A 13074-nucleotide genomic window follows, 5' to 3' on the forward strand; every position below is an offset into this window, starting at 1 on the left:
GCTCCTCATGACGCGCTCGTCCGCCTCGGCGGTCGCCGCCGAGGCGTCCGTACGCTACCGCCGTCAGGGCGAGGTCCGGAGGCCGTCTGCGCCGACCACGATGCTCGCCCATTGCTGATCGGTGCAGGTCAACAGCGCGTCGACGCTCTCGGGCGGTGGCGGTGGACCGTGGTCTCCGGCCACCGTCAACGCGAGCGCGGCGCAGAGGTGCCCCAAGCGCAGGCTCTGTCGCGGCGGCAGGCCGCGCAGGGTGGCGGCGAGGTATCCGGCAGCGAAGCCGTCACCCGCGCCGACCGTGTCGACGACGTCGACACGCAGGGCCTGCACCGTCGTCTGAGCGCCGTCGCGGTCCACGGCCACGGCATCGTGTGCGTCGTTCTTGACGACCAGCGTGCGCGGTTCGGGCAGGATCTCCCGCAGTCGCGCGGGCTCGGCGGCGCCCAGCACCGCCTCGGCCTCGTCGGATCCGAGCAGCACGATGTCGGCGAGCGCGCAGAGCCGGGTCAGTGTCGCGGGATCGCGGTCGTGCCAGAGGATCGGTCGCCAGTTGAGGTCGAAGCTGACGAGGGTGTCTGTGCGAGGCCTGCGGAGCAGTGTGAACAGCAGTTCCGCCGCCGAGTCGGAGATCCCGGCGGTGATGCCGGTGACGTGCACCAGGTCTGCGGCGGCGAGCAGTTCGCGTTGTGGGCCGCCTGCCAGCAACGCGGGTGACATGACCGAGGCCGCCGAGCCGGAGCGGTAGTAGTGCATCCGGCGACGCGTGACGTCACCCTGCCCCGCCCCACTGCGGCGGTTCGCGCCACGGCCGTCCGCGCCCGGCCCGTCCGCATCCGGCCCGTCCGCATCCGGCCCGTCCGCGCCGTCTCCCGCCGAGGCATCGGCCGCCGGGCCGACACCGTCCGGGCCGACAGTGTCCGGGCCGGCAGTGTCCGGACCGACAGTGTCCGCGCCATCACGGTCCGGGCCGACACCGTCCGGGCCGTCCGCCGCGCCGTCACCGTCGGCCCGCCGTCCGCCTCCGGAATCAGTGCCGCCGGAATCAGTGCCGCCGGACTCCCCGGCCTGCTCGGTGTCGAGTCCGCTTCCGGCGGCCGGCGCGGCCCGTTCCTTGACGTAGAGGCCCGTCGGCCGCAGCGGGTCCAATTCGACGCCGGAGACGTCGACTCCCCTGGCCGCGATGTCGGCGAGCACGTAACGACCGAAGCCGTCCGCGCCGAGTCGGGAGAGCCAGCTCGTGGCGATGCCCAACCCGGCGAGGGTTCCCGCCACGTTGGACTCCGCGCCGCCTGCCGACCGGTGGAACACGGCGCTGTCCTCCAGCGGACCGACCTGATCCGGAACCAGCACGATCATCGACTCGCCGAGGCAGACGGCCCTCGGCTCCGGCGGCGATGTCGGCATGCGCAGCTCCCTGATCACGTGGCGTGGAGACGGTTACGAGTCGGGGCCGACCGGAGGGACTGCGCCGAGAGACCCGGATCACGTCGAGGGCGCCGACTACGCCGAGTCATTGACCTCGATGCGAGCGAATGCTACAACCTCTCCATCGAATTACGCAACGGCCGTTGCAAAATGCGCAACGAAGCCGTTCGGGTGGCGGAATCGGCCGAGTGTCGGCCGGCCCCACGCGCACAACCGACCGGTGCCGGGTCAACCGGACCAGTCCGCAGAGGAGCGACAGATGGACGCGATCGACACTCAGGGTGTCCGAGGGTGCGGCCGACGATGAGCATCGACGCCGCCGCGATGCGAGTCATCGAGGCCGATCGGCTGCTGGCGGTCGTCCGCGCGCCGGAGATCCCGGACGCGGCAGAGCTGTGCGCCGCGCTGGTGGCGGGCGGCATCCGCGCCGTGGAGTTCACCTTCACCACCCCCGACGTCCTCTCGCACCTCACCGTCGCGGCCGAGGCGATGGAGTGGCTGGGCGGCGTCGTCGGCGCGGGCACGCTGCGCACGGGTGACCAGGCTCGTCAGGCCGTCGATGCGGGCGCCCGGTTCCTCGTCACTCCCGGCCTGCGCCGGGACGTCGCCGATGTTGCCCGCCAGAGCGGGACGCCGCTGCTGGGCGGTGCCTTCACCCCCAGCGAGGTGCTCGCCGCGCTGGACCTCGACGTCGCCGCGGTCAAGATCTTCCCGGCGGGCAGGCTCGGCCCGAAGTACCTCGCCGACCTGCTCGGCCCCCTTCCCGAAGCCCGGCTGGTGCCCTCCGGCGGAGTCACCGTCGAGACGGCCGCCGACTACCTCGCCCGAGGTGCCGTCGCGGTCTCGGCGGGCGCCGATGTGGTGTCGCCTCCAGCAGTGGCCGCCGGGGACTGGTCGCAGATCACCGACCGGGCTCGGGCTCTCGTCCGGGCGGTGAGCCCGTGAATCCCCGACGCAGCCGCGGCGGCGAACACCGCAGGCCGATCGGCGGTCGCCCCGAGGTCGCGACGGTCGCGGACCTCCGCTCCCCTACCGACAGCGGACCGACACCCCACGGAGAGCCCGAACTCCACGGAGGGCCGGTGTCCGGCGGACCCGCCGTGGACAGCAGGTCCGCAGGCACCACCGCCACGAACACCGTCGCCACCACCGGCACGAGCGCCACAGCCGAGGCCGACCACGCTCGGCAGGCCCAGCTGGAGCGACCGAACGCCCGGTCGGGCCGACGCTCGCCGTCTGGTCCGACCGCAACCAGCATCCACCCGCCACACGGAGTCAGGAGATCGTCGTGACCGACGTCGAGGAGCTGCTCGCTCAGCTCATCCGCATTCCCAGCGTCAATCCGAGGGGACGCGCCGAGCCCGCCGAGACGCCGTTGGCCGAGTTCATCGCCGACTGGGCTCGCGCGCACGGACTGACGGCGACCCTGCACGAGGTGCTCGACGGCCGGAAGAACGTCCTGGTCACACTGCCCGGTGAGAGCGCGGAGACCATCCTGCTGGAGACGCACCTGGACACCGTCGAAACGGAGGGCATGACGGTCGAGCCGTTCGAACCGACCGTCGTCGACGGTCTGCTCTACGGCCGAGGCTCCTGCGACGCCAAGGGACCGCTCGCGGTGTTCCTGACCGCGATGGCCGATCTGGCCGCCAGCGGCGAGCCCCGCCCGCACACCATCACGCTGGCGGGCGTCGTCGACGAGGAGCACGTCTACCGGGGTGTCCTCGGGCTGCGCGAGGCGGGCGTGACCACGACGGGACCGGTGATCGGCGCGGTGATCGGCGAGCCGACCTCGCTGCGGATGGTCACCGCGCACAAGGGCTGCATGCGCTGCCGAATCACCGCTCGCGGCCCCGGCGGTCACAGCTCCGAGCCGTGGGGCCGCACCAACGCGATCGCCACCGCCGCCCGGATCGTCGACTACCTGACCGACGAGTACGCCCCGTCGCTGGACGCCCAGGCCCGTCCGCTCGTCGGGCCCCCGTCCCTGGCCGTGACGATGCTCAGCGGCGGGACCGGCCCCAACGTGCTTCCCGAGAGCGCGACGCTGACGATCGACCGACGCACCGTGGCGGGCGAGGACCCGCATGCGGTCTGGCGGGACCTGCGGGAGAAGCTGCTGGCCCGCTGGCCTGCGGGCGTCGAGATCGCCGAGCCGCACATCGTCGACTACGCGTTGGAGACCAGCGCGGACGCCCCCTTCGTTCAAGCGGTCGCCCGCGTACTGGCGGCGGCGGGCCAGAACCCGGAGCCCAAGGGCGTCGGGCACGGCACCGACGCCTCCAAGATCGCGTGGGACGACATCCCGTGCGTCGTCTTCGGTCCCGGAGCCATCGCGCAGGCCCACACCCCGGCGGAATTCGTGCCACTGTCCGAACTGAACGCCGCACGCGGGGTGATCGACGCCCTGCTGCGCCAGTCCATCGCCTGACTCAGGAGACGACGTGACCACGACATCCGATTTCCCGACTCCCTCCCCCGGCCTGATCGAGGACGGCCCGATCGGCTGGCGGCTCAAGGGAATGCCCGCCGACGCCGCCGCGCAGACCCTCGGCGAGTTCAGCGCACTGGGCCGAGGACTGTTCGACGCCGGGTTCTCCTGGCCGCAACTGGTGCTGCGGGAGTCGGCACTGCGACACAACGCCGCGTTGATGGCCCGGTACACCGCAGAGCACGGCATGTCCCTCGCCCCGCATCTCAAGACGACCACCTCGCCGGAGCTGGCCGAGTACGCACTGCGCGAGGACGCCTGGGGAGTCACCGTCGCCACCCCGTACCAGGCACGGGTGTTCATGGCGGCCGGTCACCGCCGCATCCTGCTGGCCAACGAGCTGGTGGATCGCGACTTCGCCCGTCAGGTCGTCGAATGGCTCGCGCAGGACGAGGCCAGGGAGTTCTACTGCTACGTCGACTCCGTGGCGGGCGTCGCGGTGCTGGCCGAGGCGCTCGACGGCTCCCCCGCCGCCCGTCCGCTGCCGGTGCTGATCGAGATCGGACACGCGGGCGGCCGGGCGGGCTGCCGCGACCTCGACACGGTGGCCGCCGTGCGGGACGCGGTCGCCGCCGCCGACGGGCTCGCGCTGGCAGGGGTCTCCGGCTACGAGGGCTCGGTGAGCCATTCCAGGGACGAGGCGGGCCTGGCGGCCGTCGCCGAGTACCTGCGTTCGGTGCGTCGAGCCATGGAACTGGTGCTGCCGCAGGCTGATCCGCGACTCGCCGAACACGTCATCTCGGCGGGCGGCAGCTTCTACTTCGACGTGGTCGCCGCCGAACTCGGCGGAGTGACCGGCGAGCGGCCGGTACGGCTGATCGCCAGGCCGGGGGCCTATCTCACGCACGACAACGGTATCTACGAGGCGCGGTCTCCGTTGGACGGCGGCGGCACCGCCGTCGATCCCGCACAGCGGCTGACCCCGTCCATCGAGGTCTGGGCGCCGGTGCTGAGCAGGCCGGAACCCGGCCTGGCGATCCTCGGTGCAGGCAGGCGCGACCTGAACTTCGACCAGGGGATGCCGGTGCCGATCGAGGCCCGAGACCACGCGGGCCGATCGGCACGCCCCGCCGAGGGCTGGACGGTCACCGCGCTGAACGACCAGCACGCCTTCGTCACCGTCCCGCCGGAGGCGCAGCTCGCGCCCTCCGACCTGGTGCGGCTGGGCATCTCCCATCCGTGCACCGCACACGACCGCTGGCTCACCGCCGTCATCGCGACGGATGACGACGTCGTCGTCTCGGTGGCCCGCTGTTACTTCTGATCCCTCAAGTCGACAAGGACGTCCCGTGACCGCCCCTACCCCCACCGCCGCCACACCGACGGGCGAGAAGAGATCGAGGACCCGGTACGCCATCCTCGCCTCGAACTTCGTGATCCTCTCCCTGAACTACGCCGACCGCGCCGTCATCGGCGTCGCCGCACCGTTGATCATCAACGAGTTCGGGTTCTCCAATGCGGCCTTCGGCTGGATCCTCGCCGCGTTCGCCTTCACCTACTCACCGTTCGGCTTCATCGGCGGCTGGCTGGCGGACAAGTACGGTCCGGCGAAGGTGATGGGATGGGCGGCGATCTTCTGGTCCTGCTTCACCGCGTTGACCGCCGCAGGCGTCGGATTCGTCAGCCTGCTGATCATCCGGCTGCTGTTCGGCGCGGGTGAGGGCCCACAGGCCACGGTGACGGCGAAGATCATGCACAACTGGTTCCCGAAGAAGGAACTCGGCACCGCCGTGGGCATCGCCAACGCCGCCACACCGCTGGGCGGCGCGATCGGCACCCCGGCGGTCGTGGCGATCCTCAGTGCCACCCAGGGCAACTGGCGAGTGCCGTTCATCATCTTCGGCGTGCTGGGCGTCTTCTTCGCCATCGGCTGGTTCATCATCGTCCGCGACACTCCGGAGAAGCACTCCCGCGTCTCGCCCGCCGAGCTGGCCTACATCCGCCAGGACGCCGCACCCGCCGCCGAGGTCGGCGACGGGGCGGACGACGCGACCGTCGCCGAAGCGCCGCCGTGGTGGCGATACCTGACCCGGCCCGCGGTGTGGACCACCGCCGTCGCGTACTTCGGCTACGCGTGGATTCTGTGGACGTTCCTGAACTGGTTCCCCACCTACCTGGTCAACGAGCGCGGCATCGACCTGAGCGAGTTGGCCGTGGCGGGCGCGATCCCGTGGATCGGCGGCTGCATCGGGCTGGCGCTGGGCGGCGTCTTCACCGACATCCTCGTCCGGCGCACCGGCCGTTCGGTGGGGCCGCGGCGGTGGACGGTGGTGATCTGCCTGACCGCGACCGGCCTGCTGTTCGGCGGCATCGGCCTAATCAGCAGCACCTTCGGCGCGGTGGCGCTGATGACGGTGGTGGTGTTCCTGTTGTACTTCACCGGCGCGCAGTACTGGCTGATCGTCGGCGAGGCGGTGCCGGGCCCGGTGTACGGCTCGGTGTCGGGCGCGGTCCAGATGTTCGCCACGACGGCGTCGATCCTCGCGCCCATGATCACCGGGTATCTGGTCGACTCGTCGTTGGGCTGGACGGGGACCTTCGCGGTCGCGTCGATCGTCTCCGTCGGTGGGGCGCTCCTGCTGGCCGTGTTCGGCAAGGTCCGCAAGCCGCTGCCGCCTGCGGCGGTGACGCCGACGCGCTGAGTCCCGTCCGCTGCCGCCCGCCGAGTCAGCGTGGCGTCCGCTCCTTCGCACCGGGAGTCGACGTCACGCTGACTTTCGTTCTACACCAGAACGGCCGCCGAGCCTGCCGAGAGACCGACCCGTGGGTCACCGAGCGGTGCCGCGCGGGGGCTTGCGCACCTCGCCGAGCGCACTCGAGCAGCGACCGAGGAACTCCAGCAGCAGGGCGCTCTCCTCCGGGGTGAAGCGCCCGGACAGCTCCCGCTCGACCTCGACGGCGGCCTCGTCGGCCTTGGCCAGCACCGTGCGGCCCTTGCGGCTCAGCCGGACCTCCTGCACGTGGGTGTGCACGGGGTGGCTCTGCCGGTCGACCAGGCCCTTGCCCTCCAGGGTGGCGATGACCGTCGACATCGTCTGCGGGGTGACCAGGCACCGCCGCGCCAGCGCAGCGCCGGACAGGCCCGGCTCCTGAAACAGGGCGAGCAGGACGGTGTACTGCGGCACGGTCAGGCCGTGCGGGCTCAGGACCGCGCTCTTGGCGGCGATCAGCTCCTGATCGACCCGCTTCAGGTGATGTCCGATCCGGTCACTGATCGACAGCGTCATGGCTCCAGTGTAGAGGCCGCACACAGGGGCGTGATAACCATTCGAGCCCGGTGGAATAGCAGGGCTCGAATGTCGTTGCGCTCGGAAGCGACAATGCACGCGCAGCGTGGTGAATCGGCGGTTTCGCGACAATCCTCGAACTCCGCCTCGATCAGGGCACGAGCACGTCTTGAGCATCCCATGCGTCGACACGCATAGCGACGAGTCGGCGGCACGGCGTCGCCTCGGATGGCGGCGGAGTGACGTCGAGGCGCCGAGGCGTCGCTTCCCTGCGACGTCCGCGACACATCGACGAAGATCCTCCCCCCGTCGTCGGCCGATGCCGACGGGCCGTTCTCACCGCCGACGCCGTTACCCCGAGACGGCCTGCAACGGCACCCGAGTGGAGTACTCGGGAACGGCCTCCGGGTGCTTCTCCAGCCAGTCCCAATACTCCGGATGGCGGACTGCCAGTGCCAGATGCTGCTGCTGCAGGGCGTCCACGACCGTTCCCACCAGGCTTTCCGGCACCCGATCCCGCCGCCACACGCAGATTTTATGCTCCAGCGCCTCCTGTTCGAGTGGCCGGGTGACGAAGTCCCGATTGGCGGAGAGCCCGAATAATGGTCCGCGTAAAGCGACGCCGACGCCGGCCGCCAATCCGGACAACACGACGTCGTCATCCCCGACCAGAATCGGAGCAGGCAGATATCCGGCGAGCAGACAGAGGTTCTCCACGATCGATCTCGACGAGCCGGATTCCGGCAGAATCCACGGCGCATTCCGCAGACTGGCCAACGAGACCGAATCCACCGCTGTTTCCGGCCTGCCGCGCAGCGCGCACAGCCATAACGGCGTCTGCATGATCGTCGTCATTCCGATGTTGACTTTCGGTCGAAATCGCGAGACCGGATCTTCGACCACCAGCGCCAGATCGGCTCGTCCCCGTTCGAGCATGTCGAGCGCGTCGCCGTCGGGATACCGCATGATCTCCAGCTGATGGCCGTCGGCCATCAGCCTGGCGACCGTGACCGACGGGTTCAACGAGGCCACCAGACGCAGCGGTTGACCACCGCGCCCCACCAGCGCACCGAGGCTGGTCAGCAGGCTGCCCATCTCGGAGTGCACCTTCCTGGACGCCTCGACGACGAGCTGCCCGGCCTGGGTCAGGCGCACCCCGCTGGCAGCCCGGTCGAGCAGATTGGCGCCCAACGACTTCTCCAGTCGCGAGATCTGCCGTGACAAAGCGGGCTGCGAGGCCCCCAAGCGCTGTGCGGCCCGTCGAAAACTGCCTTCCTCGGCGATTATCTGCAGCAGTTTCAGATGCCGAGTCTCCAGATCCACCAGAACTCCTTCCGCAGGGTAGTTGCCACGGTAACGTCACAATACTCGCGACGGATGACTTTCTGACGCACTTTCTGTGAGTCCCAGTCGACAGCCAAGCCCCGGACCGGCCGATTGACACCACAAACCCCGCCGTCGATAATCCGGCACCGCTGGCCGCCCGGGCGCCGCCGAATGAACCAGGACGACCGGTTGAGAGCGCCGACCCGGACCGTTGTTACCGCCGCGTAGCAACGCACGACTAGGTGATACTACTCAGTGTGACGCCAGGTCGGCGTTTTTCAGCCCGAATCTGGCCGCGCGGGCCGCCGCGCCCAGCGCCGCCCACAGCCATCCGGCGCCGGCGTTTGCGACACCTCGCCGACATGTCCCCGCAACCCCGAGAAGGGTTGACCGACTGCCCGAACTGCCATAGGTTCTGATTCGAATCAAGGTTCTTATAGTAGTCAGGATGCTGTGATGGCAGACGAACGTCGAGCGAGCCCTCCGGGCCCGGGGGTGACCACCGGCGCCCCACCGATCCCGATGCTGTGGCTGCTGACCGTCATCTGCGGTGTCACGGTCGGCAACCTCTACTACCTGCAACCTCTGCTCGACACCATCGGCCGGGAGTTCGACGCCGGTGTGAGCCAGGCGGGATCCTCGCTGTCCGCCATGCACGTGGGCTATGCGCTGGGCCTGCTCCTGCTGCTTCCGCTGGCCGACGTGCTGCGTCGCAGGCGGCTGGTCGTCGTGCTGACCGTCCTCACTGCTGCGGGCCTCGTGGTCATGACGCTGGCTCCCGGACTCACGGTGCTCACGGTCGCGGCGACGGCCGTCGGCGTGACGACGGTGCTCGTCCAGGTGCTGGTGGCCTACCTCGCCGTGCTCAGCGGGGATCGACGCGGGCGCGTCGTCGGCACGCTGATGACCGGAATGCTCACCGGAGTACTGCTCTCCAGAACTGTTTCGGGCCTGCTTGCCGACCTCGCGGGCTGGCGCTCGGTCTTCGCAGTCGCGGCGGTGCTGATGCTGCTCAGCGGTCTTGCCCTGCACCGAGCGCTGCCGGATCGACCGGCGGATTCCGCCGTCCCCTATCTGCGGCTGCTCAGCTCGATCCGCGAACTCGTCACCTCCGAGCCCGTACTGCGCCGCCGCTCGCTCTACGGCGCGCTCTGCTACGGCGCGTTCAACGCGATCTGGACGTCGTCGGCGTTCCTCACCGCCGGGCCGCCGTATAACTGGAGCGAGACCGGCATCGGCCTGCTCGGACTCGCGGGCCTGGGCGGCGTGCTCGCGGCGGCCCGCGTCGGACGACTCGCCGACCGAGGTCTCCAGGCACCCGCGACGATCAGTCTGCTGGTGCTGACGCTGGCCTCGTTCGGTCTGGTCTATGCGGGCGGCTTCCACGTGGTGCCGCTGGTGCTCGGCATCGTGTTGATGGACTTCGGCATTCAGGGCGTCCACCTGCTCAACCAGAGCGAGGTCTACCGACTCGCCGCCCAGGCGCCCGCCCGACTGACCACGGTCTACATGACCAGCTACTTCATCGGCGGTTCCGCAGGAACCGCGCTGGGCGCGCTGTCCTATCAGCACTGGGGCTGGATCGGCGCGTGCGCCGTCGCCGCCGGGATGATCGCCGTCGCCGTCGCCGTCTGGCTCGTGGACCGCTTCCGCTCCGCAGGCGACCGGCGGGCCGCCGCTCGCCCCGGCGCCGTCCCGCAGGCCGGCCCGGCCGCGACCGGGCAGGCGGCGGCTCCCGCTCCCGGCTCGTCGGCGACGGCCTCGGCACCGACGGCCCGAAGCATGCCCGACGCCGACGCCGTCGGCTCGCACTGACTCTCGAACAACCCCGATCTGGAGGCGAAGTGTCCACAGTTCCCACCGCGCGCGGGTCAGTTCCCGCCGCAGAGCTGGGCCCCACCCTGATGCACGAACACATCTTCGTGCTCAGCTCCGAACTTCAGCAGAACTACCAGCTCGACTGGGACGAGGAGGAACGAGTCGCCGACGCGGTCGCGCGCCTGCAGGCCGCCTACCAGCGCGGCGTCCGCACCGTGGTCGACGTGACCGCCCTCGGCCAGGGTCGTTTCATCCCGCGCATCGCCAGGATCGCCGCGCAGAGCCCGGTGAACATCCTGGTCGCCACCGGCGTCTACGCCTACCGCGAGATGCCGCCGTACTTCTTCTACCAGGGTCCGGGCACCCTCTTCGGCGGCCCGGACCCGATGACGGAGATGTTCATCCGCGACATCACCGAGGGCATCGGCGACACCGGGGTCCGCGCCGCCGTGATCAAGGCCGCGCACGAGGACCCCGAGCTGTCGCCCGCGACCGAGGAGATCCTGCGGGCCAGCGCGCGGGCCCACCTCGCCACCGGAGTGCCGATCACCACCCACACGAACTCGGTGGTGGGCAACGGGAACCAGGTGCTCGACCTGCTGGTCGCCGAGGGCGTCGACCCGTCGCGCGTGATCATCGGCCACTCCGGGGACACCGAGGACGTCGACTACCTGCTTCGGCTGATCGACGGCGGCTGCTACCTGGGCATGGACCGCTTCGGCATGGATCCGATCGCCTCGCTGGAGCAGCGGATCGCCATCGTCGCCGAACTGGTCCGGCGCGGCCACGCCGACCGGATGGTGCTCTCCCACGACACCTGCTGCTTCATCGACTACCTCGCGGCGGACCGACGACCCGAGCTGTTCCCCCGGTGGGAGTACACCCACATTCACGACGACGTCATCCCCGCGCTGCGGCGGCTGGGGGTCACCGACGCCGACGTCCACACGATGCTCGTCGAGAACCCGCGCCGCATCTTCGCAGGCGGGGCCGCATCCGCGACGGCTCCTGCGCAGGGCCTGGTGACCGCCGGTCCCGACGCACCGTGAGTGCCCTGCTCCCCCATCGCCGCACACCGCCGCAGCACGCGGCATCGAAGTGAGAGGACACCAGTGAACGTGGACAGCAGCACGCAGACCGTCCCCGCCGCCGCCGGGTCGCCCGCCCACCGTCGCGCCCTGGGCCGCAGCGGGCTGGAGGTCACCGCCCTCGGCCTGGGCTGCATGGGGATGAGCTGGGTCTATGACGAGAGTTCGCGCGACGACGCGGAGTCCGTGCGCGTCATCAAGGCGGCCGTGGACAACGGCGTCACCCTGATCGACACCGCCGACCTGTACGGGCCGTTCACCAACGAGGTGCTGGTGGGCAAGGCGCTGCGCGGCAGGCGCGACGAGATCACCCTGGCCACCAAGTGCGGTCTGGTGCCCGACATGACGCTGTACCCGAAGACCGTCAAGGTCACGCCGAACGGGACGCCGGAGCATATTCGGAAGTCGATCGACGGCAGCCTGAGCAGGCTCGGCGTGGACCACGTCGACCTGTACCAGCTGCACCGAGTCGACCCCCAGGTGCCGATCGAGGAGAGCTGGGGCGCGATGGCCGAGCTCCAGGCGGCGGGCAAGGCGGTCCACATCGGACTGTCCGAGGCGGGCGTCGCCGATCTGGAGCGGGCGGCGGCCGTCGCGCCGATCGCCAGCCTCCAGTCGGAGCTGTCGTTGTGGTCGCGGGACACCCTGGACGAGGTGCTGCCCTGGTGTGTGGCGCACGGCGTCGGCTTCATCGCGTTCTCGCCGCTGGGCCGGGGCTTCCTCGCCGGTGCGGTGCGGGAGACGAGCGTGCTGTCCGACACCGACTTCCGGGCGGCCATGCCCCGGTTCCAGGACGGGGCGCTCCAGCAGAACATGCGCATCCTGGACGGCGTCGAGGCAGTGGCCCGGCGGCACGGCGCGGCGCCGTCGCAGGTGGCGCTGGCGTGGGTGCTGGCGCAGGACCCGAACCTCGTCGCGATCCCCGGCTGCACCGTGGTCGGTCACCTCACCGAGAACCTCGGCGCCCTGAGCATCGAACTCACCCCCGGCGATCTGGCCGAGCTGGACGGCCTCCCCGCGCCGGTGGGCACCCGGTTCTGATCGGCGCCGGACCAGCGACGATCCCGGAGTCCGGCTCGGCACCCGACACCGAGCCGGGGTCCGGCGGCGGCCGCTGCGGCGAACGGCCGGACCCCCGCGCTCGCCGTCCGGCCACGAAGCCTGCCGCACCGGACGGCGAGCGCGATACCGCCTGATCAAGTCCGTGTCACCCGCTTCCACCCACGACACCCGGTTGCTGCCGAACAAGGAGGACGTCCGATGCTACGAACGACGGTGCGGGACGCCACGGGATCGCCTGTGGTGCTGGTGGACTCGGTGAGTTCGCTGAGCCTCGACGACCGAGGGTCGGTGGCGGTCACCGGCTCGCACGGCGGCAGCAGCTCGGCGGAGTGGGGAACCAGGTTCCTGCCGGGCCTGATCTTCTTCAACGACGCGGGCATGGGCAAGGACCGCGCGGGGGCGGCGGCCCTTGACCTGCTCGACGCGGCCGAGACCGCCTGCGCGGTCGTCGACAACGACACCGCGCGCATCGGCGACGCCGACGACACCTGGCAGCACGGCGTGGTGTCGGCGGTCAACCGTGCGGCAGCGGCAGGCGGACTCGCCGCAGGTCAGACCGTGCGCGCCGCCACGGCGGCGTGGCACACCAGCGGGGTGATCGCGGGCCGCTGAACCCCGCGTCGCCTCGAATCGCGCCGGT

At 70.6% G+C, this 13074-nt stretch carries 11 protein-coding genes; 8 read left to right on the forward strand and 3 right to left on the reverse strand.

Annotated features, from left to right (window positions below; all coding sequences use genetic code 11):
* Positions 1-63: 63 nt before the first annotated feature.
* Positions 64-1401, reverse strand: coding sequence for a sugar kinase (locus UA75_RS34735; protein WP_232251113.1), 1338 nt, complete (start codon positions 1399-1401; stop codon positions 64-66).
* Between the two features lie 324 nt (positions 1402-1725).
* On the opposite strand from UA75_RS34735, the gene UA75_RS23320 reads away from it, so the two are divergent.
* The 4 genes from UA75_RS23320 (at position 1726) to UA75_RS23340 (ending at position 6555) form a co-directional block, all read left to right on the forward strand.
* Positions 1726-2367: a bifunctional 4-hydroxy-2-oxoglutarate aldolase/2-dehydro-3-deoxy-phosphogluconate aldolase gene (locus UA75_RS23320; RefSeq protein ID WP_075742085.1), complete on the forward strand. Its 642-nt coding sequence runs from the start codon at positions 1726-1728 to the stop codon at positions 2365-2367.
* Positions 2368-2710: 343 nt separating this feature from the next.
* Positions 2711-3853 (forward strand): M20 family metallopeptidase, encoded by a 1143-nt coding sequence (locus UA75_RS23330; RefSeq protein ID WP_075742087.1) that lies wholly within the window; start codon positions 2711-2713, stop codon positions 3851-3853.
* Between the two features lie 13 nt (positions 3854-3866).
* Positions 3867-5177 carry an alanine racemase gene (locus tag UA75_RS23335; protein ID WP_075742088.1) on the forward strand — a complete coding sequence of 437 codons (1311 nt, stop codon included), beginning with the start codon at positions 3867-3869 and terminating at the stop codon, positions 5175-5177.
* A gap of 25 nt (positions 5178-5202) precedes the next feature.
* Entirely contained in the window at positions 5203-6555 is a 1353-nt protein-coding gene (locus UA75_RS23340) for an MFS transporter (RefSeq protein ID WP_075742089.1), read from the forward strand.
* Between the two features lie 126 nt (positions 6556-6681).
* Here the strand turns inward: UA75_RS23340 and UA75_RS23345 are convergent, their stop codons facing one another.
* Together UA75_RS23345 and UA75_RS23350 are read right to left on the reverse strand one after the other, a co-directional pair.
* The gene (locus UA75_RS23345; protein WP_075742090.1) at positions 6682-7140 is read right to left on the reverse strand and encodes a MarR family winged helix-turn-helix transcriptional regulator; all 459 of its coding nucleotides are present in this window, start codon (positions 7138-7140) and stop codon (positions 6682-6684) included.
* A gap of 351 nt (positions 7141-7491) precedes the next feature.
* Positions 7492-8463, reverse strand: a complete 972-nt coding sequence (locus UA75_RS23350) for a LysR family transcriptional regulator (protein WP_075742091.1) — start codon at positions 8461-8463, stop codon at positions 7492-7494.
* Between the two features lie 459 nt (positions 8464-8922).
* Between UA75_RS23350 and UA75_RS23355 the strand changes: the two genes are divergently transcribed.
* The 4 genes from UA75_RS23355 to UA75_RS23370 all read left to right on the forward strand — a co-directional run bounded on the left by UA75_RS23355 (position 8923) and on the right by UA75_RS23370 (position 13046).
* Complete coding sequence (locus tag UA75_RS23355; RefSeq protein ID WP_083690876.1) at positions 8923-10281, forward strand: MFS transporter; 1359 nt, start codon at positions 8923-8925, stop codon at positions 10279-10281.
* A gap of 29 nt (positions 10282-10310) precedes the next feature.
* Positions 10311-11333: a phosphotriesterase gene (locus UA75_RS23360; RefSeq protein ID WP_075742093.1), complete on the forward strand. Its 1023-nt coding sequence runs from the start codon at positions 10311-10313 to the stop codon at positions 11331-11333.
* A 69-nt stretch (positions 11334-11402) separates the two neighbouring features.
* On the forward strand, positions 11403-12413 hold the full coding sequence (locus tag UA75_RS23365) for an aldo/keto reductase (protein ID WP_232251115.1): 1011 nt from the start codon (positions 11403-11405) through the stop codon (positions 12411-12413).
* 219 nt (positions 12414-12632) lie between these two features.
* Positions 12633-13046: a hypothetical protein gene (locus tag UA75_RS23370; RefSeq protein ID WP_075742094.1), complete on the forward strand. Its 414-nt coding sequence runs from the start codon at positions 12633-12635 to the stop codon at positions 13044-13046.
* Positions 13047-13074: the final 28 nt, after the last annotated feature.

Source organism: Actinoalloteichus sp. GBA129-24 (assembly GCF_001941645.1).
Classification (GTDB): domain Bacteria; phylum Actinomycetota; class Actinomycetes; order Mycobacteriales; family Pseudonocardiaceae; genus Actinoalloteichus_A; species Actinoalloteichus_A fjordicus.